Here is a 26,058-nt window from a genome sequence, read left to right as displayed (position 1 = left end):
TCGTGACGCGAGGGGGAATTTTTATGCGAAGACTGCTGCTTCTCACGGCGCTCGCCCTGGGCGCCCAGGCCACCGCCCAGACCACCCTGACCGTGATCACTCACGACTCCTTCAGCGTGGATAAGAAACTCGTCGCGGCCTTCGAGGAGGCGAACAACGCCCGGGTGCGCTTCGTGAAGGGCGGGGACGCCGGGGAACTCCTGAACCGCCTGATCCTGACCCGCCGCGCCCCCGTCGCCGACGTGGTGTACGGGCTGGACAACACGCTGCTGCCCCGCGCACGTCAGGCCGGAATCCTGGAGGCCTACCGCTCCCCGGCACTCGCCCGGGTGCCCGCCGCCTACCGCTTGGACGACGCGGCACTCCTGAACACGGTGGACTACGGTTACGTGGCCCTGAACTACGACCGGGCCGCCTTCGCCAGGACGGGCCTGCCCCTGCCCAGGACGCTCGACGACCTGAAGAAGCCCGAGTACGCTCGCCTGACCGTCCTCCCCTCCCCGGCGACGAGCAGCCCCGGCCTCGCCTTCCTGCTCGCCACCGTGAACCACTACGGCGAGGCGGGCGCGTGGGCGTGGTGGCGGGAGGCACGCGCCAACGGCCTCAAGGTCACGCGCGGTTGGTCCGACGCCTATGAAAAGGACTTCAGCAAGAACGGCGGCAAGTACCCTATCGTCCTGAGCTACGCGAGCAGCCCCGCCGCCGAGGTCTACTACACTGGCGGCTACGACCCGGGGAAGCTCCCCGCCCGGTCCCCCACCGCGAACCTCTTCCTGCCGGGCAGCACTTTCCTGCAACTGGAGGGTGTGGGCGTGCTCAAGGGCGCGAAGCAACCCGCTCTAGCGCGCAAGTTCGTGGACTTCATGCTCTCGAACCCCGTGCAGGCCGACATTCCCACCCGAATGTGGGTCTACCCCGCCGTGACGGGCGTCAAGCTCGACTCGGTCTTCAAGTTCGCCACGCAACCGGACGAAGGCGCCGTCAAGGCGAGCGTGACGGCCAATCCTCAACGACTGGTGGACGCCTGGGTGACGAACGTGCTGCGGGCGCGGTGAGGGGGGAGGGGCAGGAGGGGTTGGGCGTGGAGGGGCGCTGGGGGACGCTTCGGTCACCCCCTCCCAGCCTCCCCCCTCAAGGGGGAGGAGCAAAAGAAGCCGGGGCTTCTGCGCTTCTCAAAACGTGAACCCGGACGCCCCTCCAGAAGCAGTGAATGGACGGCCCAGGCCCACGACCACGTCGGCTCGCGCAGCGAGACGGTGGGCCCGCAGATGGGACCCGACAAGATCAAACCTTGCGTTCGGAAGGACCCGACCACCCGCGCCGCCCGTATTCCCTTGCCGAGCGCAGCGGAAAGCTCTCCCTGCCCCCCCTGGGGGAGGGGGCTGGGGGGTGGAGGTAAGCCGTGGCAAGTCGCCCCGCCCCAGGAATTCCGTATGACTACCCGCCCCCTCGGCTGGCTCCTCGCCCTCCCCCCCCTCCTGTTCCTCCTCCTTTTCCTCGCTCTGCCCCTCGGCCGCACCCTCGCCGAGGGCGGCGTCAACCTCGGCATCTGGCGCGACCCCTACTTCACCGCGCGCCTCGCCTGGACCCTCGGGCAGGCCACCGTCTCCGCCCTGATCGCCCTCGCGGTCGGCGCCCCCCTCGCCTACCTCCTGTCCCGGTACGCCGTGCCGGGCAAGGGTCCCCTCCTGCGCCTGCTCCTGCTGCCCTTCGTGACACCGACCCTAGTGGCGGTCCTCGGCCTGAGCGCCCTCCTCGGCCCGAACGGATGGCTGACGGCGCCGCTCGGCCTGGACCTGGAGGGGACGCCCACACTCCTGATCCTGGGAAACCTCTTTTTCAACCTGCCGGTGATGATCCGCCTCGCCTACGGGGGCTTCTCGCGCGTCCCGCCGACACTGACGGGCGCGGCGCGGACGCTGGGGGCCTCGGGGCTGCGGGCGGCGCTGACGGTGGCGCTGCCCCTCGCGCTGCCGGGTTTGAGCGCCGGATTCATCCTGGTGTTCCTGTACTCGGCGCTGAGCTTCGGGCTGCCGCTGGCGCTCGGCGGGGAGCGGTACGCGACGCTGGAGGTCGAAATTTACACCCTGACGGCCTACCAGCTCCGATTGTCGGAAGCCAGCGCCCTCATCGCCGGGCAACTCACGCTGACGCTGGCGGCGACGTGGGCCTACGTGCGCCTGTCGCGCGGGGGGGTGGGCGTGCCCACGGGGGGTCTGCCCCCGGCCCGGGGACGAGCGGCCGTGGGGCTGTGGACGCTCGTGACGCTGGTGGTCCTCCTGTGTTTCGGGCCGCTCGTGGCGGTCGCGGCGCGGGGCGTGATCAGCCCGACCGGCCCGACGCCGGGCTACTGGCTCGGCGTTCTGCAAGACCCGGACACGCCGCTTCTCTTCGGGAACACGCTGCGTTTCGGGGCGCTGGCGTTGCTCGGGGCGACGGTGTTGGGCGGGCTGCACGCCCTCGGCGCGTGGCAGGCTCACTCCCGCACGCTCGACCTCCTCTCGCTGCTGCCGCTGATGGTGTCGCCCGTCAGCCTGGCGGTGGGATACCTGCTGGCCTACCCGGCCCTCTCGGCGACCCTGCCCATGCTCATCGCGGCATACACCCTGCTCGGCTTTCCCCTCGTCACCCGCAGCGTGCTGCCCGCCCTGCGCGCCCTGCCGCCGCGCACCCTGGAGGCCGCCCGCACGCTCGGCGCGGGGAGGTGGGCGACGCACCGGACGGTCACCCTGCCCCTCGCCCTTCCGGCGCTGCGGGGTGGGGCCGCGCTCGCCCTCGCCACCGTTCTCGGCGAGTTCGGCGCGACGCTGGTGCTCACCCGGCCCGAGTGGGCGACCCTGAGCACCGGGCTCTACGAGCGGTTGGGCCGCCCCGGCGAGCGCAACCTGGGGGAGGCGTGCGCCCTCGCCACCGTGCTGCTCCTCCTCGCGGCGCTGAGCTTCACCCTCCTCGACGGGGGGGAGGGGGAAGTCGTGTGACGCAGAATGTGGGCGTGTCCTTCCCGGCACTGCGAGCCGAGCACCTCTTCAAGCACTACGGGTTGCTGCGTGCTGTAAATGACGTTTCTCTCACCGTCGGCGTGGGCGAGACGGTCGCCCTGCTGGGCCCCAGCGGCTGCGGCAAGAGTACGGTGCTGCGTTGCGTGGCGGGGCTGGAGCGCCCGGACGAGGGACGGGTGGAGGTCGGCGGGCGGGACGTGACGGCCCTGCCCCCGGAGGCGCGGCACGTCGGGCTGGTCTTTCAGGACTACGCGCTCTTTCCGCACCTGCGGGTCCTCGGCAACGTCGCCTACGGTCCCCGGATGCGCGGGGCGAGCCGGGCGGAGGCCGAAGGGCGGGCGCGGGAGGCCCTCGCCCTCGTCGGGCTGGAAGACCTCGCCGGGCGGCGGCCACACGAACTCTCGGGCGGGCAGGCGCAGCGGGTGGCTCTGGCGCGGGCGGTGGCGACGGGCTCACCCCTGCTGCTCCTGGACGAGCCGCTCTCCAACCTCGACGAGCAGCTTCGGGCCCGGCTGAGGAGCGATCTGCGGGAACTGTTCCAGCGGGTGAAGGCGGGCGTCCTCCTCGTCACCCACGACCAGCGGGAGGCGCTGGCGGTAGCGGACCGGGTGGCGGTCATGCGCTCGGGCAGACTCGTGCAGGTGGGCGAGGTGCCCGAGGTCTTCGCCCACCCGGCAAGCGCCTGGGTGGCCGCCTTCCTGGGGCACGCGAATATCCTCCCGTGCGGGAACGGCACCGCCCGACTCGTCTCCGAGGAGGCCGTGCGGCTCGGAGAAGGCGACCTCCTCCCCGTCACGGCGCGGCAGGCGACGGACACGGGCACCGAGGTCACCGCCCTGCACCCCCTCGGGCCGCTCACCCTGCACCTCAGCGCGCGGGAGGCGGCCGGGCTGGAGGGAGACCGTCTGCGGCTGCGGGTGGAGGAGGCGCGGGTGCTCACCCTCCCCGACGACCGGGAGGTCCCGGCGTGATCGCCTGGATTCTGGTGGGAGGGCGCCTCGTCCCCACGGACGCCCTCACTGCCCTCCCCCGCCCCGACCTCGTGGTCGCGGCTGACGGCGGCGCGCGACACGCCTTCGCCCTGGGCGTGAGGGTGGATGCCTGGGTGGGCGACTTCGACTCCTCGGACGGGCTGAGCGTGGACGCCCCGCGCGAGGTCCACCCGGCCGCCAAGGACGAGACAGACGCCGAACTCGCCGTGCGGCTGGCCCGGGAACGGGGGGCGACCGACCTCGTGTTCCTGGGGGCCTTCGGCGGACGCTTCGACCACACGGCGGCTCTCGTGCTGGGCGGCGTCCGGCTCGCGGGAGAGGGCCTGCGCGTGACGCTTCACAGCGGCGACGAGAGCGGCCACCCCCTCATCCCCGGCGCAGTGGTGCGTCTGGACCTCCCGCGCGACACCACCCTCAGTGTGCTCGCCCTGAGCGACCTGCGCGGCCTGACCCTCGGCGGCGTGCGCTGGCCGCTGCGGAGCGCCGACGTGCCCCTCGGCAGCGGGTGGACGGTCAGCAACGTGGCGGCGGGCGGCAAGGTGAGCGCCAGCCTGGAGGGAGGGAGGGCCCTCGTCACGGTGCTGTGGTCCGGGGACACGTGAGGCGGAGGGGCCCGAACTGCTCGCCCCTCCGTCCTCATGCCCCGTGCCCGTGGTTCAGGGCGTGGCGGGGCAGGCGGCGACTCCGGCACGGACGCCGCGCGTGTACCGGCAGCCGTAGTTGGGGTCGGCGACCACGGCGGGGGTCAGCACGTCGTCCCCGGCGGGCTTCTGGCCGGTCTGCTCCCACTTCACGAGGTCGTTGAAGGCCTCGACGAGCTCCGGGCCCGTGAACTCGCAGTGTCCGGCGGCGCGGATGGCCCGCTGCACGAGGCGGTCGTCGTTGCCGTTCGCCTGCGCCGCGCGGCGGTACTTCTGCTGGTGGGCGAAGGGCACGTAGAAGTCCCCCAGGGTGTGCAGGGTGAGCACGGGCACGCTGAATTCGCCGTTCACGCGCGGCAGCCAGCGCAGGCCGTTCGCGCGGGCGGGGTTGGCGCCCGGGTCGGCCTTCACCCGCAGGATGGAGGCGTTGAAGGCGGCCTCGGCGGGGGTGAGGTCGCCCGTCGTCCAGCGGTAGGTCACGCCCTCGTTGCCGTAGAGGTTCTTGTTGAGGATGCCGTTGACCGTGCCGTTCGAGCCCCCCGTGCCGAAGACGGCAGTTTGCAGGCTGCCCACCCGGAAGCCCAGGTTGAACACCGGCCGCTCGCCCCCCGTGAGGTTGCGGCTGATCTCGCGGAGCTTGGCGCCCTGCACCGCGTTTTCCTGCCAGAGCGTCCCCGAGGTGTTGTCGAAGAGCGCCGCCTTGATGTCGGGCAGCAGCGTCTGGTAATCGTTTTGCGGGAAGGTCCGGGGCCCGAAGCCCGCGAGCTGCGCGGCGACGAGGGTGTAGTCCCCGAGCCACTGGAACTCGTACTCCTCGTCCATCACGCCGCACATGGGCAGCGCGGCGGCGTAATTCACCTTGTTCCGCGCGGTGGCGAGCGTCTCCTTCTCGACGGCGGCCCCGGCGACGTGCCCACCCATCGAGAAGCCCATGATCAGGTACTTGCTCGGCGTCTTGTACTTGCCGCCCGTGAGGCTCCCGAAGGCCAGCGCCAGCGCGTTCGTGTCCTCGACCCCGGCCTGCACGTCGTAGTAGTTCGCCGAGTAGCTGCTCGCCGCCCAGGCGTACCCCTGCGAGAGGAGGTACGCCCGGATGGAGGGGGGATCGACCGTCAGCTCCTGGCCCATGCCCCGGTAACCGTGCGTGTACATCACCAGGGTGCCGTTCCAGTTGTCGGGCACCTCGATCATGTACTCCGCCGGTCCCTGGATACCCGGGTACTGCCCCTTGTAAAGGGTCGCGCCCGCGACGGGGGCCGTGGTCGGCTCGACGGGCGTGAAGGTGCGCTCGTCCTGGGGACGGGTCTCGGCGGGCGCGGCGACCTGCCCGCAGGCGGCGAGCGCGAGCCCGCAGGCGAGGACGGCGAGCCAGCGGGCAGCGTGAACCGGGGGAGTGGGATGAACGGGCATAAGACCTCCAGGGGGTGAGGACACGACGTCCACCGGGCCGGGTGGACCAAGGGCAGTGGCGAGACGCCGCGAAACCGCGCCGCAGGGCACGCCACAGACTGAGAAAGGGATGAGCGCCCGTATTTAAGAGCGCCCGCCCGGCTCCTGTCAACCGAAGCCGTGGCAGGCGCGTCCCCGGCAGGTCCGGGAACCGGGCTCATCCGGGCCCCGTATCGTGGGGCATGAGACGACGTGGACCGGGATGCGGGTGCTTGGGCTGCGGGGGCGGCACGCTGATCGTGCTCGCCGTGCTGGGGGCGCTGGCGTGGTTTCTCGTGATCCAGCCCGTGCGGGGATTCCTCGCCTCGTGGCAGACGCCCACCACGGTGCAGACGCAGACCCAGACGCCGCAGGGGGGCGGAACGGGCGTTCAGGTGCCCAGCCTGCCGGGCGGTGACACTGGCCCGGGCACGACTCCCGCGCCGGGCGGGAACGTCGGCAGCCCCGTCACGCAGGCGGACGTGGGGCGGTTCGCGCGGGTGCGCCAGGACGTGAGCGCGGCCCTGGGCGGCAGCTTCACCAACCTCCAGAACGTGTGGACCGATATCCAGAACGGGCAGACGCCGAACATCCTCACCATCGTCGGCGTCCTGCGTGACGCGGGCACCAGCATCGGCCGCGCCCGGCAGGCCCAGGCGACCGCCCTGGCCCGCGAGGGGCTGAGTGCCGAACGGTACGCGACCATCCGAAGCACGGTCAACCGCGCCCTGGGTCTCCCCAACGTCGACTTCGCCCGCGCCGCCGAGGCCATCCAGGCGGGGCGCCTTCCCGACCTCAACACGGCGGTGCAGACTGCCACCCCGCAGGAGCGCCAGCTCGTCGAGCCCTACCGCCAGGGGCTCACGCAGACGGCGGCGCTGGGGTTGCTGGGGTTGTAGGAAGCGGTCAGCCGTCAGCGATCAGCTTTAGGAGGGCGGGCCGGGGGTGCCCGTCCTTTTCGTTGGTGCCGGGACGCCGTTTCACAGGAGGGAAACGTGCCGGACCATTAACGAATCACCGCGTCCCACCGCCCTTCCAACTGTCTTTTCTCTTCCCCCCGCCTCCGTCAGCTTGCCGTAAGGTGATCCGCATGACAGCCGAGACCCTTCCTTCCCAGACGGCCCGCAGCGAGGCCCTCTTCGCGCGGGCGCGGGCGGTGACGCCGGGCGGCGTGAACAGCCCGGTACGCGCCTTTCGCAGCGTGGGCGGCTCGCCGCGCTTCATCCGCGAGGCGCACGGGGCGTACCTGACCGACGTGGACGGCAACCGGTATGTGGACTACATCGGCTCGTGGGGCCCGATGATCCTGGGCCACGACCACCCGGCGGTGCGCGGGGCAATCCTGGAGGCCCTCGCGGGCGGCACCAGCTTCGGTGCCCCCGGCGAGCGCGAGGTGCTGCTGGCGGAGGCGGTCACCCGCATCACCGGGGCCGAGCGCGTCCGCTTCGTGAACAGCGGCACCGAGGCGACGATGAGCGCCCTGCGGCTGGCACGGGGCTTTACCGGGCGGAAGTACATCGTCAAGTTCCGGGGCAACTACCACGGCCACGCCGACGGCCTGCTCGTGGAGGCGGGCAGCGGCCTGATGACGAACGCCGAGGGCGGGCTCGGTCAGTCGGCCCCCAGCAGCGCGGGTGTGCCCGAGGAGTACGCCCGCCTGACCCTGGTGAGCGAGTACAACGACCCGGCGGCGTTGGACACCCTGATGCGGGAACGCGGGCACGAGATCGCGGCGGTGATCTTCGAGCCCGTGGTGGGCAACGCGGGTGTGCTGATCCCGACGCCGGAGTTCCTGGCCGCCCTGCACCGCGTCCGGGACGCCGGGGTCCTCTTGATCGCGGACGAGGTGATGACGGGGTTCCGCCTGTCGCTGAACGGGGCGACCGGGCTGCTCGGCCTCTCGCCGGACCTGACCTGCTGGGGCAAGGTGATCGGCGGCGGGCTGCCGGTGGGCGCCTACGGCGGGCGCGCGGACGTGATGGACCGGGTCTCGCCGCAGGGCCCCGTCTACCAGGCGGGCACCCTCAGCGGGAACCCGCTGGCGATGGCGGCGGGTCTCGCCACGCTGGCGGTGCTGGAGGCGGACCCCGGCATCTACGGGCGGCTGGAGGCGTACACCTCGCGGCTCGCCGAGGGCCTGAAGTCGGCGGCGCGGGAGGCGGGCGTGCCGGTCAGCGTGAACCAGATCGGCTCGATGCTGACGGCCTTCCACCAGGACGCGCAAGACGGCTCGGTGCGGACGTACGCGGACGCGGCGCGCAGCGACACGGCGGCCTTCGCCCGCTGGTTCCAGGCGATGCTCGGGCGGGGGGTGTACTGGGCGCCCTCCCAGTTCGAGAGCATCTTTGTCGGGGCGGCACACACGGACGCGGAGTTGGAGATCACGATGGAGGCGGCACGCGCGGCCTACGCGGGGCTGGGGGAGAGGGTATGACGCAGCTTCAGAGCATCCCGGACGTGATTCGCATCCTCACCGAGAACAAGGTGATCGCCGTGGTGGGCTTCCACCGCGACCCCATGAAGCCCGCCTACTACGTCCCCGAGTACCTGTACCGCCAGGGCTACACGATCATCCCCGTGAACCCGGCCCTGGCGGCGCGCGGCGAGAGCTTCTTCGGGCACCGGGCGGTGTCCACCCTCGCCGAGATCAGCACCCCCGTGGACGTGGTCGAAATCTTCCGCCGCAGCGACAAGGTGCACGAACACCTCCCCGATATCCTGAACATGACTCCCCCGCCCCGCGTGGTGTGGATGCAGCAGGGCATCCGCGACGACCGCACGGCGCAGGCCCTCACCGGGCGCGGCATCGACGTGATTCAGGACCGCTGCATGTTGGCGGACCACCGGGCGCTGTTGTGAGAGCCGTCAGCGGTCAGCTTTCAGCCGTCGGCCGGGCGGGATGAGCAGCCCCGACCTTCTGGTCGTCGGGGCGGGGCTCGCGGGATTGGCGCTCGCGGGGGACGTGGCGCGGGCGGGGATGAGCGTTCAGGTCCTCGACAAGTCGCGTGGGGTGAGCGGGCGGGCCTCCACGCGGCGGGTCGTGCTGGACGACGGGCGCGAGGCCCGGCTCGACCACGGGGCGCGTTTCTTCACCGCCCGGCACGACCGCACCCGGGCGCTGGCGGAGGGCGGCGTGCGGGACGGGTGGCTGCGGGTGTGGACCCGCTCGGTCAGCGAGTGGCGCGAGGGCAGCGTCACCACCCCGCCCCCCGAATATCACCGCTACGTGCCGCCCGCCGGGATGAGCGCGATGGGGAGGCACCTCGCCCGGGGCCTCCCCATCACGACCCATGCCGAGGTCTCCAGCCTGGAGCGTCTGGCGGACGGCTGGCGGGTCCACACCCGCGACGGCGCAAGTTGGGAGGCGCCGCGCCTCGTCCTCAACCTTCCCGGCCCACAGGTGGCGCCGCTCCTGGACGATCTCGTGGACGGGGTTTCAGTCCTCGCCGAGGCGGCGGGGGAGGTGGGGCGCGTCCGTTACGACCCCTACTGGGCGGCGGGCGTTGTGCTGGAGCGGGACGTGGACGCCGAGTGGGTCGCCCTGCGGCTGTACGGCCACCCCGTCCTCGAATGGGTCGCCCGCGAGCACACCAAGCGCGAGCCCGGACACCCCCCCGCCCTGATGCTGCACGCCACGCCGGACTGGACCCGGGCCCATCTCGAACGCCGCCCGGAGGACGTGCTGCCCGAACTCCTAGAGGCAGCCCACGAGGTGCTGGGGGGCTTCACGCCCGTCCATGCCTTCGCCCACCGCTGGCGGTACGCCACGCCCACCGAGCGTGCCCCCGGCCCCGCGCACTGGGACCCGTCACTGGGCCTCGGCTGGTGCGGGGACTGGCACACCCCCGATCCCAACGGCCCCAGGGTGGAGGCCGCGCTCCTCAGCGGGTGGGCGCTGGCACGGCGGGTGCTCGGGGAACAGGATCAGGACTGAGGGACGGCGCTCCGACTCCTTACCCTCCTTACAGCAGCACCACGTCCACATCGTCCCCCGCCTCCACCCGCACCCCCTCCGGCACGACGACGAGGGCACCCGTGTCGCTCAGCGACCGCAACACGCCGCTCCCCTGCTTGGGGTAGTCGTAGACCTGGCCGTCTCGGATGGTCGCGCGCCAGAACGCCGTCTTGTCGGGGAGGGTGCGGAAAGGGGTGCCCGCCCGCAGCCGGAGGGTCTGCACCGGCTGCCCGGTGAGTGCGGGCCGCACGATGACGTGGAACACGACCAGGCTGCTCACCGGATTGCCCGGCAGCCCGAAGACCGGGAGACCGTTCCAGCCCCCCAGGAGGGCGGGGCCGCCCGGGCGCATCCGCACCTTCCAGAAAGCGACCCGCCCGTGTTCGATGAGCAGGTCGCGCATGAAGTCGTACCGCCCCATGCTGACCCCACCGCTCGTGAGCAGCACGTCCGCCCCGCCCGCGCGCCCAACGACCTCCTGAAGGGCCTGGGGACTGTCGGGCGCGTGACCGAGCGGCACGACCTCGCAGCCGCACTCCTCCAGCATCGCGTGCAGGCCGTAGCGGTTACTGTCGTACACCTGCCCGGGCGACAGGGGCCCGCCGGGCTCGACCACCTCGTCCCCGGTGGAGAGGAGCGCGACCCGCAGGCGGCGGCGGACGGGTACACGGGCGTGCCCCAGGGCGGCGGCGAGGGCCACCCGTGGGGGGGTGAGGGGGACGCCCGCCTCCAGCACCGTCTCGCCCACCCGGAAGTCCCCGCCCTCGGGCCGCACGTCGCCGGGGCTGGCGGGTCGGGCGAGGAGGACGTGCTCTTCGCCGTCGTCTGTGAGTTGCTCGACGGGGCAGATTGCGTCGGCGCCCTGTGGGAGAGGAGCGCCCGTGTAGATGCGGACGCACTCGCCGGGGCCAACCGTTCCCTCAAAAGGTGCCCCGGCGCGGCTCTCCCCCACCACCCGCAGGCGAACGGGCGAGGCTGGGGCGGCGCTCAGCGTGTCTTCCTCCTGGGCAGCGATGCCGTCCAGGGCACTCTCCGTCGCGGTTGGATGGCTGACGAGGGCGGCGAGCGGCGCGGCGAGGGCTCGTCCCCGTGCCCCGGCGAGCGGCACCTCCTCCTGCCCGGGGTCGGGGAGGAGGGCGGCGAGCATCTTCCGCGCCTCGGACACGCTGACGAACATGGGGAAGTCGGGGCGGCGGGAGGTCATGGGGGCAGGATAGGGTCATGGCGGGAGATACCCACCCCCACCTCAATATTTCGATTCCGTTAAGGCCGATTCTCCGGGGAAGGCGGCGGGGTTACACTCCGGGGCAAGTCGGCCCCCCCGCCGCCTTTTCAGGAAACGGAGATCATCATGAACATCACGCAAGACAAGGTTGTCGAACTCGATTACGTGCTCAAGGTGGACGGCGAGGTCGTCGATCAGAGCGAGGCTGGCGAGCCCCTGACCTATCTGCACGGCCACAGCAACATCATCCCGGGGCTGGAGCGTGCTCTGGAGGGCAAGAAGGCCGGAGACAGCCTGCACGTCACCGTCCAGCCGGAAGACGGCTACGGCGAGCGCGACGAGGACAACGTGGAAGACCTCGACCGCGCCGACTTCGACGACGAGGTGGAGGTGGGCGCCACCTACTACGCCCAGGCCGAGGACGGCAGCGTCCTCCCCTTCACGGTCGTGGACGTGGACGGCGACACGGTGAAGGTGGACTTCAACCCCCCCCTCGCCGGGATGGTGCTGAACTTCGACGTGACCGTCAAGAGCGTCCGCGACGCCACGGGTGAGGAACTGGAGCACGGCCACGCGCACGCGGCGGGGATGCACGAGCACGAGTGAGCGGCAGTGGTTAGGAGTGAGGAGTGAGCGGGAAAAGAGGAAGGTGGGCCATCCTGGTTGGGGCGGCCCACCTTACCTCTTTGTGGTTTGGGGAAGTTAAATCCGCGCCGCCGCCCGCGCCGCCAGCACGTCCACCAGATGCGCCCGGTACTCGGGGCTGGCGAAGCGGTCGCCGAGGAGACCGGACGAGTCCACGAGACCCGTTCCGACGGGCTGCCCGCCGTTCAGACGCTCCTCTAGAACAGTCAGACGTTGGGCCTTCTCCCCCGCCCCGGTGTAGGCGGCTCGAATCTGGCCGTCCGCGTCACGGGCGATGGCGACGCCAACGATGGCGTAGTGGCTCGCCGGGTGCTTGAACTTCTCGTAGGCGCTGGCCTGGACATTCCTGGGGATGCGGATATGGGTCAGCAGTTCGCCGAGCTGCACCGAACTCTCGAACATCCCCACGAACATCTCGTCGGCGGGGACCACGCGCTCGCCGTCCATTCCCCGGATGACGAACTCCACCCCCAGGGCCAGGGCCGCCGCCGGGTAGTCCGCGCTGGGGTCGGCGTGCGCCAGGGAACCGCCGATGGTGCCCCGGTTGCGGACCATCGGGTCCCCGACGTAGCTCGCCACCTCGGGGAAGAGGGGAAGCCCGGAACGCTGAATCTGCGCGTGGGTGGTCATCGCGCCGACCACGTACATCTCGCCCTCCTCGCGGATGCCCCGCAGCTCCTCGATGCCGAACACGTCGAGCAGCGCGGGCGGCTGGGCGAGCCGCAGCTTCATGGCGGGCAGCAGCGAGTGCCCCCCCGCGATCACCTTGAGGTCGGGGTTGGCGGCCATCGCGGCAAGCGCCTCATCGACGCTGTGGGCTTTCTGGTAGTCGAAGTTGGTTGGGTACATGTTTCCCTCCGGGACCGGTCAGTGGTCGGTAGTCAGTGGTGAGTGGGAGCCTTGGCAAAGGCATTGGCCTCTGCCGCGCTTTTTCCACTAACCACTCACCACTTCCCACTCACTGCTTCTCAGTCGTCCGCCGCCTGCCCCATCCCCGCCGAGCGCGCCGCCTGAATCGCCCGCCACACCTTCTCGCTGGTGTAGGGCATGTCCAGGTGCTTGATCCCGCACTCGTGCCACAGGGCGTCCATCACCGCGTTCGCCACGGCGGCGGTGCTGGCAATCGTGCCCGCCTCGCCGATGCCCTTCACGCCCAGGGGGTTGTGGGGGCTGGGCGTGACGGTGTGGTCGATCTTGAAGTTGGGGAGGTCGTCGGCGCGCGGCACGGCGTACTCCATGAAGGTCCCGGCCAGGAAGTTGCCGTCCTCGTCGTAGGCGGCGTCCTCCCAGAGGGCCTGCCCGGCGCCCTGCGCGATGCCGCCGTGGACCTGCCCCTCCGCGATCAGGGGGTTGATGAGGGGGCCGCAGTCGTCCACGCAGCCGTAGCCGCGCAGGTCCACCTTGCCGGTGTCCGTGTCGATCTCCACGACCGCGACGTGGGTGCCGAAGGGGTACACGAAGTTCTTGGGATCGTAGAAGGCGGTCGCCTCCAGGCCCGGCTCCATTCCCTCCGGCAGGTTGTGGGCGAGGTGGGCCATCAGCGCCACGTCGAAGAAGGTCTTGCTCTTGTCCGGCGCCCCCTTGATGCGGAAGACGCCGCCCTCGTGCTCCACGTCCTCCTCGGAGGCTTCGAGGAGGTGCGCGGCAATCTTCTTGGCCTTGGCGGTGATCTTGCCCAGGGCCATCTTCAGGGCGCTGCCACCCACCGCCGCGCTTCGGCTGCCGTAGGTGCCCCAGCCGTAGGGCATCCGGCCCGTGTCGCCGTGGATGAGGTCGATGTCGTCGATGGGGATTTGCAGCTCATCGGCGGCGATCTGCGGGAAGGCCGTCTCGTGCCCCTGCCCGTGGCTGTGCGAGCCGGTGTACAGCTCGACCTTGCCGGTGGGGTGAACGCGCACCAGGCTGCTCTCCCACTGCCCCGCCTGCGCGCCCAGTTGCCCGACGAGCGCCGACGGTGCCAGACCGCACGCCTCCAGGTAGGAGATCACGCCCACACCCAGAATCTTGTTCGTGCCCTTCATCCGCTCCTGCTCGGCGCGGAGTTCCTGGTAGTTCATCATCTCCAGCGCCATGTCGAGCGCGGGCTCGTAGTTGCCGCTGTCGTACACGAGCGCGACCGGCGTCTGGTACGGGAACTCGTCGGGCCCGATGAAGTTGATGCGGCGGAACTCGGCGGGGTCCATCCCGAGTTCGTGCGCCATCACGTCCACGGTGCGCTCGATGAGGTAGGTCGCCTCGGGACGACCGGCACCACGGTAGGCGTCCACAGGGACGGTGTTCGTCACCACACCCGTCACTTTCGCGTGGATGGCCGGGAACTTGTACACCCCGTTGAGCAGCGTGCCGTACAGGTAGGTCGGCACGGCGGGCGCGAAGAGGGTGAGGTACGCGCCCAGGTTGGCGACCGTGTTCACCCGCAGGCCGAGCATCTTGCCGTTCTCGTCCACGGCGAGTTCGGCCTCCGACTCGTGGTCGCGGCCCTGCATGTCCGAGACGAAGGACTCGCTGCGGCGGGCGGCCCACTTCACCGGGCGCCCGAGCTTCTGCGCGGCCATCAGGACGATGACCTCTTCCTGGTACTGGAAGATTTTGGAACCGAAGCCACCGCCCACGTCCGGGCTGATGACGCGCAGTTTGTGCTCGGGGATGCCCATCACGAAGGCCGCCAGGATCAGGCGGTGGATGTGCGGGTTCTGCGAGGTCGTGTGCAGCGTGTACTCGCCGCTCGCGGGCGCGAACTGGGCCAGCGAGGCGCGCGGCTCGATGGCGTTCGGCACAAGGCGGTGGTTGCGCAGCTTGACCTTGACCGTCTTGTGGGCCCGGTTGAAGGCCTCGTTGAGCGCGGCCTCGTCCCCGATCTCCCAGCGGAAGGCCACGTTGCCGGGCACGTCGTCGTGGACCTGCGCGGCGCCCTCCTCCAGCGCGGCGCTCCCGAGCGACACGGCGGGCAGCGCCTCGTACTCCACGTCGAGCAGGGCGGCGGCGTCCTCCGCCTGCACCCGCGTCTCGGCGATCACCACGGCCACGATGTCGCCGACGTGGTTGACCTCCCCCTGGGCGATGGCGTGGTGGTTCGGCACCTTCAGTTCGGGAAGCAGCCACCCCACCGGAATACTCCCGAGCCCGGCGGCCTTCACGTCGTCGCCCGTGTAGACGGCGACCACACCCGGCATCCCCTCCACGCTGCCCTTGTCGATGTTCCCAATGCGGGCGTGCGCGTAGGGGCTGCGCACCATCGCCGCGTGCAACATCCCGTGCACCACGAAGTCGTCGGTGTAATGCCCGGCCCCCGTGATGAAGCGCGGGTCCTCCTTGCGCTTGAGGGCCTGGCCCATGTACTTTTCCTGCCTGGACTGGGTCATAGATGTTCCTCCGGAACGGGTTGGTGGTCAGTGGTGAGGAGTGAGTGGGAGCTTTGGCGAAAGCTTCTGCCTTTGCTGCGCTTTCTCCACTGACCACTCACCACTTCCCACGCACAGCTTTTCTCAATCGTCCGCCGCCTGCTCCCGCCCCTGCCCTTGAGCCGCCCCCATCGCCCCGGCGGCGTGCTGCACCGCCTTGACGATGTTGTGGTAGCCGGTGCAGCGGCAGTAGTTGCCTTCGAGGTGGTAGCGAATCTCCTCCTCGCTGGGGTTGGGGTTGTGCTTGAGCAGCTCTGCGCTCGCCATGATCATGCCGGGCGTGCAAAAACCGCACTGGAGGCCGTGTTCCTCCCAGAAGCCTGCCTGGAGGGGGTGCAGATCGGCGGCCGTACCGATCCCCTCGATGGTGGTCACGTCCAAGCCGTCGGCCTGCACGGCGAGAACGGTGCAGCTCTTGATCGCGTCGCCGCCCAGGTGGACGGTGCAGGCGCCGCACTGGCTGGTGTCGCAGCCGACGTGGGTGCCGGTCAGGCCGAGTTCGTCGCGCAGGAAGTGCACGAGGAGCATCCGGGGCTCCACGTCGCGGGTGTAGGGTTTGCCGTTCACGTTGACGGTGACGTTCATGGATGGCCTCCGGGAAGCGGGAAGGCGGCGCGGTTGCGGCGCGGCACGGGGGACCTCGGGAACAACCGGCGGGGGAGCGAAAGGGAGCGGAACCCGTGCGCCGTGGGCGTGCGGGCAGGCGGATTGTGTGTACCTCCTCATTGAAGCATGAACCGGGGCCCCAGGGTGTGGCCTCGCGCGCGGTCTCCCCAGGAGGGGGGCCCGGCAGGATATGAAGGTCGCATTACACGCCTATTTCGTGTGACGTGTACACTGGGCCTGTGACCGGAGGACGCCTCCGGCCGGTTCCTTGGGTGACCTCTGCCTCGGAGCCGACTCGTGAATTCATTCACAGGAGTGATTGCATGAAGACCCTGATCCTCGGTGCCGGTTACGCGGGCCTCGCGGCGGCCACGAAAATGAAGCCCCTGCCCGACCTGGAAGCGCTCCTCGTCGAGCAAAACGCCTACCATACCTTCGAGACCCGGCTGCACGAGGCCGCCGCCCACAACACGCCGGTGACCCTGCCGCTCGCGCCGCTGCTGAGGGGCACGGGCGTTCACCTGGAGCAGGCGCAGGTCGAGAACGTCGATGTGGACGGGCGGGAAGTCACCCTCAAGGACGGGCGGGTCCTGACCTACGACACGCTGGTGGTGGCGCTGGGCTCGGTGACGAACTTCTACCGCATTCCGGGCCTGGCCGAGAACGCCACCGAACTCAAGCAGCTCAGCGACGCGGACGAGATCTTCTCCTTCGTGAACCGGGCGTTCGCCAGCGACTACACCGGCAACCGTGACATCGTGGTGGGCGGGGCGGGCCTGACAGGCGTGGAACTCGTGACCGAGCTGGCCCAGCGCGCCGAGATCCTCAGTCGCGAGCGCGGCCTGCCCCCCTTCCAGATCTACCTCGTGGAGGCCGGGCCCAAGATTCTCCCGATCCTCGACGACGCCCTGCGGCAGAAGGCCGAGCAGACCCTGCGCGAGTACGGCATCCACATCCTGGTGGGCCACCGCCTGATGAGTGCGACCGCCGACAGCGTGACGGTGCAGACTCAGGAGGGGGAGCAGTTGGTTCTCCAGGCGGGCAAGATCATCTGGACGGGCGGCATTGCGGCGCGCGACGTCGTGCGGGGCGAGCGGCTGGAGAAGGGCCCCGGCGGGCGGATTGCGGTGGACCCCTCCCTGCGCGCCAAGAACTACCCCGACGTGTTCATCATCGGCGACATGGGTTTGGCGCTGAATCAGGACGGCAAGCCGGTGCCCACCACCGCTCAGCACGCGGGACAGCAGGGCCGCCTGACCGGCAAGAACGTGATGCGCCTGGCGCGCGGCGAGGAACTGGAGCCCTACGAGCCGACCACCCTGGGCGAGTTCGTGAGCCTCGGTGGCCTGATGGCGGTGGGCTGGATGAAGCTGCCCTGGAACCAGAAGCTCGCCATCACGGGCGGCCTGGCCCACGTCATGAAGCGCGCCTCCGAGTGGCGCTGGCGGGCCAGCATCGACTGAGCATTTCCCCACCGGAGCCCTGGGACAGCGGTGAGCGAGCCGCCCCCGGGGCTCCCTCCTTTGGGCGGGGGCAGACATCCCCCCACCCCCAGGCCCTAAACTCTCCTTTATATGGTTCGCGGTGATCTCGCGGTGTTTCCGTTTCTCTCCGTCATGCAGATGTTGCTCTCCAGCGGGCGGGGCGGAAGGCTGAGCGTCGCACACGCGCGCGGGGGCGATCTCTGGTTCGAGCCGGGCGAACTCGTCCACGCGCGGGCAGGGACCCTGGCGGGCGAGGGCGCCCTGCAACTGCTGAGTAGCCTCGACGCGGGCATCTTCACCTTCGATCCCTCCGGCACGGCCCCCGAACGGACGCTTTCGCTGCGCCGCGACGCCGCCCTGCGCCAGATGATCGGGGAGGCGGACGCCTGGGGACCCCTGCTGCGCGTCTTCCCCGACTGGGAGCGGCCCCTGCGCTTCACGCTGCGTTGGACGGAGGCGCAGCCGGTCACCCGGGCGCAGTACCTTGCCCTGAGCCACATCGAGGAGAACCTGCCCCTCCGCGCCGTGCTGGAGCGGGCGGGGGGGTCGCCCCGAACCACGCTGGAGACGCTGCGGCCCTTTGTCACGGCGGGCCTGATCGAGCTGGGGTGAGGGCGGCCCGCCACACCGGACATGCGCCGTTTCACGCATTCATCCCCCGCCCCGCTCCCCTATACTGTCCCCCAGCAGTGACCGGGAGGAGTACCCGGAGGTTGCGCCCACAGGGAGGTCCCGCCGTGACTGAGAGCGGGCCCGGGAGGGCAGCCGGGGAAGGTCGCCCGCGAGCGAGGGGGAAGAAAGGCGAAGGCCACCGAGTAGAGCCCCCCGGGTTGCGCCCGACACAGCGCACCATAAGCGCCGCGCCCGCATACGGGCCGGAACGGCGGTGGTACCACGGGATAGGGAGAAGTCGCCTCGTCTCGTCCGCACTCGGAGTGAAAGCTTCGGCGGATGAGGCGTTTTCGTTTGGAGGTTCCCGTGACTCAATCCCTGCCCCCCCTGATCGGCCACCCACTTTCCGTCGTGGAGGCCCGCGCCCTGGCACAGCGACATGGCCTGCGTGAGCGGGTCTTGGCTTACGTCACGCGCCGACAGGACGAAATGCTCGTCTTCGAGCACACTCCCGAGTACCCGGACGCGGGCATCCAGGTTCCGGCGGGTGGTCTGGAACCCAGTGAGACGCCCGAGGAGGCCGCCGTGCGCGAGACGTGGGAGGAGACAGGACTGGGGCTGAGTGAGCCCGTCTATCTCGCCTCCTGGCACTGGCGGCGGGGGGGGCGGGAGGAAGTCTGGCACTTCTTCCACCTGTCGGCCCCACCAGACACCCCGGACGCCTGGGCGCACAGAGTCACACACGGCGAGGACGATGCCGGGCTCACCTCCCTCTGCCGCTTTGCCCCGCTGGGTGCCTGTGGCCTGACCCCCGGCGACGGCTACGACGCCGCCCTCCCTGACCTTCTGCGCCACCTCCAACTCTCCCCGATGGAGCTTCCCCATGACTGACACCACCTTCGACCCTACCGAGGCCAATTCCGGCGCCCTCGCCAGGGCCTTCGACCCCGCCGCCGTCGAGCCCGGGTGGGCCGCGCGCTGGAGAAGTGAGCCCTTCCGGGCAGACGCGAGCAGCGGCAAACCGCCCTTCACCATCGTGATTCCGCCGCCCAACGTGACGGGGAATCTGCACCTGGGGCACGCGCTCGACAACACCCTGATCGACACCCTGATCCGCTTCAAACGGATGGCTGGCTTCGAGGCGCTGTACCTGCCGGGCATGGACCACGCGGGCATCAGCACGCAGGTGGTCGTGGAGCGGCAACTGAAGAACGAGGGCCTGACCCGCTTCGACCTGGGGCGCGAGGCCTTCGTGAATCGCGTCTGGGAGTGGAAGGCGCAGTCGGGCGGGATGATCCTCGACCAGCTCACCCGCCTCGGCGTGAGTGTGGACTGGACCCGCGAGAAATTCACGATGGACGAGGAGTTGAGCAAGGCCGTGCGCGCCCAGTTCGTGCGGCTGTACCACGAGGGCCTGGCCTACCGGGGCGAGCGCATCGTGAACTGGGACCCCGCCTCGCAGACCACCCTCTCCGAACTGGAGATCGACCGCGAGGTCCGCAAGGGGAAGATGTCCACCCTGAGCTACAAGCTGGAGGACCCGAGCACGCCCCCCAGCAACGGCGAGAGCGGCGAAATCCGCATCGCCACCGTGCGCCCCGAGACGATCTTCGCCGACCAGGCCATCGCCGTGCATCCCGAGGACGACCGCTTCACCCACCTCGTCGGCCAGCGGGCGCGCATCCCCCTGTCAGGCCGCCTCATCCCGATCATCGCGGACGAGGCGGTGGAGCGCGAGTTCGGCGTGGGCGCCCTGAAGATCACCCCCGCCCACGACCCCACCGACTTCGAGATCGGGGAGCGGCATGGGCTCGCGCGGCCCAGCGTGATCGACCTCGACGGCAACCTCGCTGGCGACCTCGTGCCCGAGCCGTTCCGGGGAATGGAACGCTTCGCCGCCCGCAAAGCCGTGGTGGCGGCATTGAGTGAATCCGGCGACCTCCTTGAGGAGAGGGACCACGACACCGCCATCGGCCTGAGCGAGCGGACGAAGGTGCCGGTGGAGCCCATCGTCTCGACCCAGTGGTTCGTGAACATGAAGCCGATGGCTGAGCGCGCGCTCGCCGGGCTGGATGCGGGCGAGATTCGACTCACGCCCGAGCGGTACACCAAGGTCAACCGCGACTGGCTGGAGAACATCCGCGACTGGAACATCAGCCGCCAGCTCTGGTGGGGCCACCAGATTCCCGCGTGGTACGACGAGGAGGGCCGGGTGTACGTGCCCGACCCGGAAAACCCTGACCTCGACTGCGACCAGGACCCCCGCTACGCGCACCTCAATCTGCGGCGCGACCCGGACGTGTTCGACACGTGGTTCTCTTCCAACCTCTGGCCCTTCTCGACGCTGGGCTGGCCGGACACCGACTGCGAGGACTACCGCAAGTTCTACCCGACCCAGGTGCTCGTGACCGGGTACGACATCCTGTTCTTCTGGGTGGCACGTATGGAGATGGCGGGGTATCACTTCACGGGTCAGGCACCCTTCTCCACGGTGATGCTGCACGGCCTGTATCTGGATGCCAAGGGCCAGAAGATGTCCAAGAGCAAGGGCAACGGCATCGACCCGCTGGTGCTGATGGACCAGTACGGCACCGACGCCTGCCGCTTCGCGTGGGTGTATCTCTCGACCGGCGGCCAGGACATCCGGCACGACGAGCGCCGCTACGAGCAGGGGCGCAACTTCGCCAACAAGCTCTGGAACGCCGCCCGCTTCGCCCTGCTGCGGCTCACGGAGGGGGCGCCGGGGCTGACGGAGGACGACGCACTCACCCACTACGTGCGGAGCGCCGTGGACCGTCAGCAGGGCGAGACGCTGCGCAGCCGCGACGCGCTGGCCCAGCTCCGTGCCCGGCCCGACCTCACCCTCGCCGACCGCTGGATCATCAGCCGCCTGAACGCCGTGACGGCGGAGGTAACGGCCCTCCTGGACGGGTACGACCTCGGGGCCGCCATCCGCGCCCTGTACTCGTTCACCTGGGACGAATTCTGCGACTGGTACATCGAGGCGGCCAAGCCCGCGCTTGCGGGGGGGCAGCTCGGCACATTGGGCACCCTCAAGGCCGTGCTGGAGCACATCCTCAAGCTGCTGCACCCCTTCATGCCCTTTATCACGTCGGAGCTGTACGCCGCACTCGGGCACCGCCGACAGCTCGCCCTGCACTCGTGGCCGCAGCCGGACGACACGCTGCACGACGCGGAGGCCACCCGCGCCTTTGACGCCCTGCGCGCCGCCGTGAGCGCCGCCCGCAGTCTGAAGAACGAACTCGGCCTTTCTCCGCAAGACCGCCTCGCCGTGGCGGTGGAGGGAGACCTCGCCCCCCTCGTGCGTGAGAACGCCCGGGTGGTGGAAGGCGTCGCCCGCGTGACGCTCACGGACGCGCTGGAGGGCCGCACCCTCAGCGCCGTCGAGCAGGGCGTGACCGTGCGCGTGCCGCTGGAGGGCACGGTGGACGTGGGGGACTGGCTCACCCGGCAGCGCAAGCGCCTCGCCGAGTTCGACAAGCAGATCAGGCAGGCGCAGGGCAAGCTCGGCAACGAGGGCTTCGTGGCCCGCGCCCCTCATGATGTGATCGAGGAGGAGCGGCGCCGCGTGCAGGACTTCGGGGCGCAGAAGGAGAGATTGGAGCAGGTGCTGGCGCAGTTCGCGTGAGGAGGAGAGGCGTCAGGTCTTGGAAGTCCCCGTGCCCGGAGAGGGCAGCGGGGGCTTTGCCGTTGGCCGCGATCACCTCGTAATCACCTATTGTGGCGTTATGAAGCCCTGGCACGCCGCCCTCTGCGCCGCCCTGCTGTCGGCGTGCAGTCCCGGCCTGGACCTGTACACGCCGCCCGTCGCCCGTGACTACGTGGCCTCGTGTGCGCGCGACCCGCAGGCCCTCTCGTGCCGGGCGATCCTGCCCACCCTGAACGGCCTCAACGATGAAGTGACCGTGGTGCTGGTCAACGCGGGTCCCGACAGCAGCAATGCCCTTCTGGCCGAGAGGCTGGCGGGGAAGGGCGTCAGGCTGGAGGACTTCCTCACCTCGCCCGAGGCCGCCGCGTATGCCTGCGCTAACGTCTTCCTCGCCTCCGAGTTGCGCTCGGGTCGGATGCAGACCCTGGACGGCAAGAGGCACACCGTCGAGTGCCTCTTGAGTGAGGGGCAAACGGAGATGTGCCGAATTGACGGCACCACCGAGGGTTTCAATGTTCTGGACCATGCGAACGGCCCGAGGAGGGGGAGCGTCTACCTCATGACGGGACCCCTGCCTTTCTAGCCCACCCTTCACCTCCTCGTTGGCCCTCTCCGACTCCGGCAAGCCGACGCTCGTCCGGCGGCTGGAGGCGAATCACGGGGCGCTACGCCTGACTCCCCCCGACACCTTCCCCGTCGCCCGGGTGGGACGCCGACGGCCGGGCGGAAGGGGGCAGGCCGGGAGAATGAACCTTCTGCCTCTTTCCGTGTCCTTGCTCAAGGGTGCCCGCGCACAGGACACATTTGCAGGAGGGAATAATTGGTCATGACCGAATCCGAAGGCCACCGGGAAACGTCGTTCCTCCGCGCATCGGGACGGGGATTGTCCACGGCGCCGCTGCTCGTGCTGCTCAGCCTCGCGCTCGGGAGTTGCGACACCCGGACGAGCAACGCCAACACCTCCGGCCCCACCCAGAGGAGCGCGGGCACCACGACCACGGGCACGGCGCAGAACCAGACCACCACTCCGGCGGCCACGGCGCCGAGCGAGCCCACAGCCGCGAACCCGGGAACGACCCAGGGACAGACCCAGGGGCAGACGGCGCAGGCCCCGGCCGCGTCGGGGACGACCACCGTCTCCACCGAGAGGCTTGACCTGTTGAACTACGAGGAGAACACCATCGACGTGGTCGAGCAGCGTCAGGACGGGGTGGTGTTCGTCACACGCTTCGACGCGCCGCAGCCGGGCCTGCTCTCCAACCCCTTCGGGGGCCCGGCGCCCACCCCGGGCCCGAGCGCGGGCGGGGGCATCGAGCCGACGGGCTCGGGGTCGGGCTTTTTCATCGACGACCGGGGCTTCATCATCACCAACAACCATGTCGTCAGCGGGGCGAGCCGGGTCACCGTGCGTCTGCATGAGAGTCAGCGCGAGTACCCCGCCCGCGTGATCGCCACCGCCCCCGACTACGACCTCGCCCTCCTCCAGGCCCAGAACGTCCCTCAGAACGCCTACGAGCCGATGGCCCTGGGCAACAGCGACCGGGTGCGGGTGGGGCAGAAAGCTATCGCCATGGGCGCGCCCTTCGGGCTGGAGTTCACCGTCACCCAGGGGATCGTGTCGGCGAAGAACCGGGTGGTGCCCATCGGCGTGAACGACATCCCGCAAAACACCATCCAGACCGACGCGGCGATCAACCCCGGCAACTCGGGCGGGCCGCTGGTGAACAGCCGGGGCGAGGTGATCGGGGTGAACACCCAGATCCTCTCCCCCGCTGGGGCGGCGACGGGCGTGGGGCAGAGCGCGGGCGTGGGCTTCGCGGTGCCCATCAACGTCGCCAAAGCGATCCTGCCCCGCTTGCGCGTGGGGCGCGAGGTGGGGGCGCCGCGCATCGGGATCGTGGGCTTCCCGCTTCAGGCACTCAGCCCGCAGGCGCGACAGGGGCTGGGGCTTCCCGACAACGGCGTGCTCGTGCAGGAGGTGTCCCCGGGCAGCCCGGCCTCCGGCGCGGGCCTGCGGGGCGGCAGCCGCGAGGTCGCCGTGCCGGGCGGCAGCCTGCGGGTGGGCGGGGACATCATCACGCGCATCGAGGACCAGGAGGTCTCCACCGTGCAGGACCTGCAAAGTGCGCTGATCGTCCGGCAGCCCGGCGACGAGGTGACCCTCACGGTGCGGCGCGGCGGGCAGACCCGGCAGCAGACGCTGACGCTGGCCGGGCCCGGCAACCCCTGAGCCGTCCCTTCCCTGACGAAGCACGTTCCTGAACACGCCTGTTAAAGCGGGACGCAGCGTTCTGCTCGTGACTAGGCCGGGAGAAGGGGCGACCAGCGGACCACCGCAGCCCCGGCCTCCCGGTCGCCGGGGCTCAGGCCAGCAGACGTTCGGTCAACCCCGGCAGCAGGCGGTAGACGTTCACCCCGCACTCCCGGTCGAACTCGGTCTTCAGGGCCAGCCCCGCGCGCCACTTGTCCGGCGTGCGGGCAGTCACGCCGTACCGCAGGGCCACGTCCACCACGCGCTCGTGCACCGTGCAGAAGCCATCTGCCAAGGCGAGCGTGTCGCACAGTTGCAGGAGGCGGTCCTCATCCGTCTGCCGGGCCAGGGCGAGAAGTTCCCCCAGCCGGGCCCACTCCTCGGGCGTGCCGTCCCACTCGCCCTGAAGGGTGTCGAGGCTGGGGATGACGAAGGAGTGGGTCAGGGCGATACGCGCCGCGTCCGTATACCCCAACTTCATCAGGAAGTCGTGCCCGTCGAGGATGTGGCGGTCGCGGTTGGGGCCGGTGCGGCGCCCCAGGTCGTGCAGCAGGCCCAGGGTGTGCGCCCGCTCCGGGTCCAGGGTGGGGTGGCGCCCGGCGATCAGCCGCGCCGCGAGCGCCACGTTGCGGGAGTGCCCGACCCAGGCGCCGGGGTTCATGGCCTCGGCCTCCAGGAGCAGGTGTTCAGCGGTGGCGGGGTCGGGGAGGCCGGTGGACATACCCCCATCATGCGGCAGGCTCCGCCTCAGGCCCGGCTCCACCCCGCCGCCTGCCCCAGCGCCTCGGCGGCGGCGTCCACCTCGGCCTCGGTGGTGGCCCGCCCGAAGCTGAAGCGCAGGGTCGAGCGGGCGTCTCCCTCGCTCATGCCGACGGCGGTCAACACGTGGCTGGGCTGCATCGTCCCAGCGGCGCAGGCACTCCCGGCGCTCGCGCAGACGCCCAGCAGATCGAGGTTCATCAGCAGGGCCTCGCCGTCCGCGCCGGGGACCGTCACCGAGGCGACCTTGGGGCTGGCGTCGGGTGGATGATTGACACGCAGGTCGGGAACGCTCGCCACCCGCTCCAGGAAGCGCGCCCGTAAGTGGGTGAGGTGTGCGAAGGTGGCCTCCCGCTCGGCCTCCGCGTGGGTGAGGGCCATCCCCGCCGCGTACACGCCCGCCGTGTTCTGGGTCCCGGCGCGCAGCCCCCCCTCCTGCCCGCCGCCCAGGGTGACGGGGGGGAGAACCGTGCCACGCCGCACGTACAGAAAGCCCACCCCGCGCGGCCCACCCCACTTGTGCGCGCTGAGGGTGGCGTAACTTACCCCCCAGCCGGGAAGGTCGAGGGGCAGCACGCCGGGGGCCTGCACCGCGTCGGTGTGGTAGGGAATGCTCCGCCCGGCGGCGACGGCAGCCAGGGCGGCCGTGTCCTGCACGGTGCCGAGTTCGTTGTTGGCGTGGTGGATGGAGACGAGCGCGGTGTCGTCCCGCAGGGCCTGCGCGAGCTGGGCGGGGTGATAGCGTCCCTGCGCATCCGGTGTCAGGAAGGTCACTTCCCACCCCCGGGCGGCGAGCAGGCGTGCGGGCGCAAGGACGGCGGAGTGCTCGGTGCGGGTGGTAACGAGGTGGCCGGGCCGACCGTGGGCCTCCGCCCACGCCTGGGCCACCCCGAGGAGCACGTGGTTGTCCCCCTCGGTTCCTCCGCCGTTGGCGACCAGGGTGCGGGCGTCCACCCCCAGGGCGGCGGCGACGCGGGCGCGGCCCTCCTCCAGCCGCTCGCGGGCGGCCTGCCCCGCCGTGTGGACCGAGGCCGGATTGCCGGGCAGCGCGGCGGCCTGGGCAAAGGCGGTCAGGGCCTCCAGCGTCATGGGGTGGGTGGCGGCATAGTCGAGGTAGATCATGGTCGTGGGGTGTGGGTGGGGGCAAAGCACCCGGTCCGGGGGCCCACCCGTCAAGGTAGCGGGGGGTGGGCCGCCCGGACGTGGAGGAGACACGTTTCATGCCCCGCACCGTCTCGGCCGTCCTCAAGCGGACGAGCCCCGGCAGCGCGGGGCGTTCTCCTGCCGAATGAGGCTAACCTCCGAGTTCACCCTGGAGGAGCAGGGGTTCCGGAGGCTGAGATGATCCTTAGATCAGGTTGACTGAGAAAGCGTTGCGTTCCACACCCCA

At 70.4% G+C, this 26,058-nt stretch carries 22 protein-coding genes; 15 read left to right on the top strand and 7 right to left on the bottom strand.

Annotated elements, in window-relative coordinates; all coding sequences use genetic code 11:
- The first annotated feature begins 23 nt into the window (after positions 1-23).
- The 4 genes from DAETH_RS04225 (at position 24) to DAETH_RS04210 (ending at position 4,593) form a co-directional block, all read left to right on the top strand.
- Positions 24-1,055: a thiamine ABC transporter substrate-binding protein gene (locus tag DAETH_RS04225; RefSeq protein ID WP_264776677.1), complete on the top strand. Its 1,032-nt coding sequence runs from the start codon at positions 24-26 to the stop codon at positions 1,053-1,055.
- A 378-nt stretch (positions 1,056-1,433) separates the two neighbouring features.
- Positions 1,434-2,978 carry an ABC transporter permease gene (locus tag DAETH_RS04220; RefSeq protein WP_264776676.1) on the top strand — a complete coding sequence of 515 codons (1,545 nt, stop codon included), beginning with the start codon at positions 1,434-1,436 and terminating at the stop codon, positions 2,976-2,978.
- Positions 2,975-3,970 carry an ABC transporter ATP-binding protein gene (locus DAETH_RS04215; RefSeq protein ID WP_264776675.1) on the top strand — a complete coding sequence of 332 codons (996 nt, stop codon included), beginning with the start codon at positions 2,975-2,977 and terminating at the stop codon, positions 3,968-3,970. The genes DAETH_RS04220 and DAETH_RS04215 overlap by 4 nt, the downstream gene beginning before the upstream one ends.
- Positions 3,967-4,593 carry a thiamine diphosphokinase gene (locus tag DAETH_RS04210; RefSeq protein ID WP_264776674.1) on the top strand — a complete coding sequence of 209 codons (627 nt, stop codon included), beginning with the start codon at positions 3,967-3,969 and terminating at the stop codon, positions 4,591-4,593. Before DAETH_RS04215 ends, DAETH_RS04210 begins: the two co-directional genes overlap by 4 nt.
- A 54-nt stretch (positions 4,594-4,647) precedes the next feature.
- Here the strand turns inward: DAETH_RS04210 and DAETH_RS04205 are convergent, their stop codons facing one another.
- The gene (locus DAETH_RS04205) at positions 4,648-6,042 is read right to left on the bottom strand and encodes an alpha/beta hydrolase (RefSeq protein WP_264776673.1); all 1,395 of its coding nucleotides are present in this window, start codon (positions 6,040-6,042) and stop codon (positions 4,648-4,650) included.
- A gap of 221 nt (positions 6,043-6,263) precedes the next feature.
- Between DAETH_RS04205 and DAETH_RS04200 the strand changes: the two genes are divergently transcribed.
- From DAETH_RS04200 to DAETH_RS04185, 4 genes are all read left to right on the top strand, one after another.
- Positions 6,264-6,959, top strand: a complete 696-nt coding sequence (locus DAETH_RS04200) for a hypothetical protein (protein ID WP_264776672.1) — start codon at positions 6,264-6,266, stop codon at positions 6,957-6,959.
- Between the two features lie 191 nt (positions 6,960-7,150).
- Positions 7,151-8,494, top strand: coding sequence for a glutamate-1-semialdehyde 2,1-aminomutase (gene hemL / locus DAETH_RS04195; RefSeq protein WP_264776671.1), 1,344 nt, complete (start codon positions 7,151-7,153; stop codon positions 8,492-8,494).
- Positions 8,491-8,919, top strand: a complete 429-nt coding sequence (locus DAETH_RS04190; RefSeq protein WP_264776670.1) for a CoA-binding protein — start codon at positions 8,491-8,493, stop codon at positions 8,917-8,919. Before hemL ends, DAETH_RS04190 begins: the two co-directional genes overlap by 4 nt.
- A gap of 40 nt (positions 8,920-8,959) precedes the next feature.
- Positions 8,960-9,994 carry an NAD(P)/FAD-dependent oxidoreductase gene (locus DAETH_RS04185; protein WP_264776669.1) on the top strand — a complete coding sequence of 345 codons (1,035 nt, stop codon included), beginning with the start codon at positions 8,960-8,962 and terminating at the stop codon, positions 9,992-9,994.
- A gap of 28 nt (positions 9,995-10,022) precedes the next feature.
- On the opposite strand, the gene DAETH_RS04180 is transcribed toward DAETH_RS04185, so the two are convergent.
- On the bottom strand, positions 10,023-11,219 hold the full coding sequence (locus tag DAETH_RS04180; protein ID WP_264776668.1) for a molybdopterin molybdotransferase MoeA: 1,197 nt from the start codon (positions 11,217-11,219) through the stop codon (positions 10,023-10,025).
- Between the two features lie 147 nt (positions 11,220-11,366).
- Between DAETH_RS04180 and DAETH_RS04175 the strand changes: the two genes are divergently transcribed.
- Positions 11,367-11,846: an FKBP-type peptidyl-prolyl cis-trans isomerase gene (locus DAETH_RS04175; protein WP_264776667.1), complete on the top strand. Its 480-nt coding sequence runs from the start codon at positions 11,367-11,369 to the stop codon at positions 11,844-11,846.
- Between the two features lie 96 nt (positions 11,847-11,942).
- Here DAETH_RS04175 and DAETH_RS04170 read toward each other — a convergent pair whose 3' ends face one another.
- The 3 genes from DAETH_RS04170 to DAETH_RS04160 all read right to left on the bottom strand — a co-directional run bounded on the left by DAETH_RS04170 (position 11,943) and on the right by DAETH_RS04160 (position 15,871).
- Positions 11,943-12,734, bottom strand: a complete 792-nt coding sequence (locus tag DAETH_RS04170; protein ID WP_264776666.1) for an FAD binding domain-containing protein — start codon at positions 12,732-12,734, stop codon at positions 11,943-11,945.
- Positions 12,735-12,853: 119 nt separating this feature from the next.
- Positions 12,854-15,247, bottom strand: a complete 2,394-nt coding sequence (locus tag DAETH_RS04165; RefSeq protein WP_264776665.1) for a xanthine dehydrogenase family protein molybdopterin-binding subunit — start codon at positions 15,245-15,247, stop codon at positions 12,854-12,856.
- Between the two features lie 123 nt (positions 15,248-15,370).
- Complete coding sequence (locus DAETH_RS04160) at positions 15,371-15,871, bottom strand: (2Fe-2S)-binding protein (RefSeq protein ID WP_264776664.1); 501 nt, start codon at positions 15,869-15,871, stop codon at positions 15,371-15,373.
- A 344-nt stretch (positions 15,872-16,215) separates the two neighbouring features.
- Here DAETH_RS04160 and DAETH_RS04155 point away from each other — a divergent pair, with 344 nt between their 5' ends.
- From DAETH_RS04155 to DAETH_RS04130, 6 genes are all read left to right on the top strand, one after another.
- Positions 16,216-17,355, top strand: coding sequence for an NAD(P)/FAD-dependent oxidoreductase (locus DAETH_RS04155; protein WP_264776663.1), 1,140 nt, complete (start codon positions 16,216-16,218; stop codon positions 17,353-17,355).
- 111 nt (positions 17,356-17,466) lie between these two features.
- Positions 17,467-17,988, top strand: coding sequence for a DUF4388 domain-containing protein (locus tag DAETH_RS04150; protein ID WP_264776662.1), 522 nt, complete (start codon positions 17,467-17,469; stop codon positions 17,986-17,988).
- Between the two features lie 366 nt (positions 17,989-18,354).
- Entirely contained in the window at positions 18,355-18,879 is a 525-nt protein-coding gene (locus tag DAETH_RS04145) for an NUDIX hydrolase (RefSeq protein WP_264776661.1), read from the top strand.
- The gene (locus DAETH_RS04140; protein ID WP_264776660.1) at positions 18,872-21,637 is read left to right on the top strand and encodes a valine--tRNA ligase; all 2,766 of its coding nucleotides are present in this window, start codon (positions 18,872-18,874) and stop codon (positions 21,635-21,637) included. Before DAETH_RS04145 ends, DAETH_RS04140 begins: the two co-directional genes overlap by 8 nt.
- Before the next feature lie 100 nt (positions 21,638-21,737).
- Positions 21,738-22,241: a hypothetical protein gene (locus DAETH_RS04135; protein WP_264776659.1), complete on the top strand. Its 504-nt coding sequence runs from the start codon at positions 21,738-21,740 to the stop codon at positions 22,239-22,241.
- A gap of 243 nt (positions 22,242-22,484) precedes the next feature.
- On the top strand, positions 22,485-23,888 hold the full coding sequence (locus DAETH_RS04130; protein ID WP_264776658.1) for a S1C family serine protease: 1,404 nt from the start codon (positions 22,485-22,487) through the stop codon (positions 23,886-23,888).
- Between the two features lie 133 nt (positions 23,889-24,021).
- Here the strand turns inward: DAETH_RS04130 and DAETH_RS04125 are convergent, their stop codons facing one another.
- Together DAETH_RS04125 and DAETH_RS04120 are read right to left on the bottom strand one after the other, a co-directional pair.
- A complete protein-coding gene (locus DAETH_RS04125; RefSeq protein WP_264776657.1) occupies positions 24,022-24,630 on the bottom strand; it encodes an HD domain-containing protein in 609 nt (202 codons plus the stop codon).
- 26 nt (positions 24,631-24,656) lie between these two features.
- Complete coding sequence (locus tag DAETH_RS04120) at positions 24,657-25,790, bottom strand: cysteine desulfurase family protein (protein WP_264776656.1); 1,134 nt, start codon at positions 25,788-25,790, stop codon at positions 24,657-24,659.
- Positions 25,791-26,058: the final 268 nt, after the last annotated feature.

The organism is Deinococcus aetherius (assembly GCF_025997855.1).
Lineage (GTDB): Bacteria > Deinococcota > Deinococci > Deinococcales > Deinococcaceae > Deinococcus > Deinococcus aetherius.
This window is presented reverse-complemented; position numbering and strand designations above follow the sequence as displayed.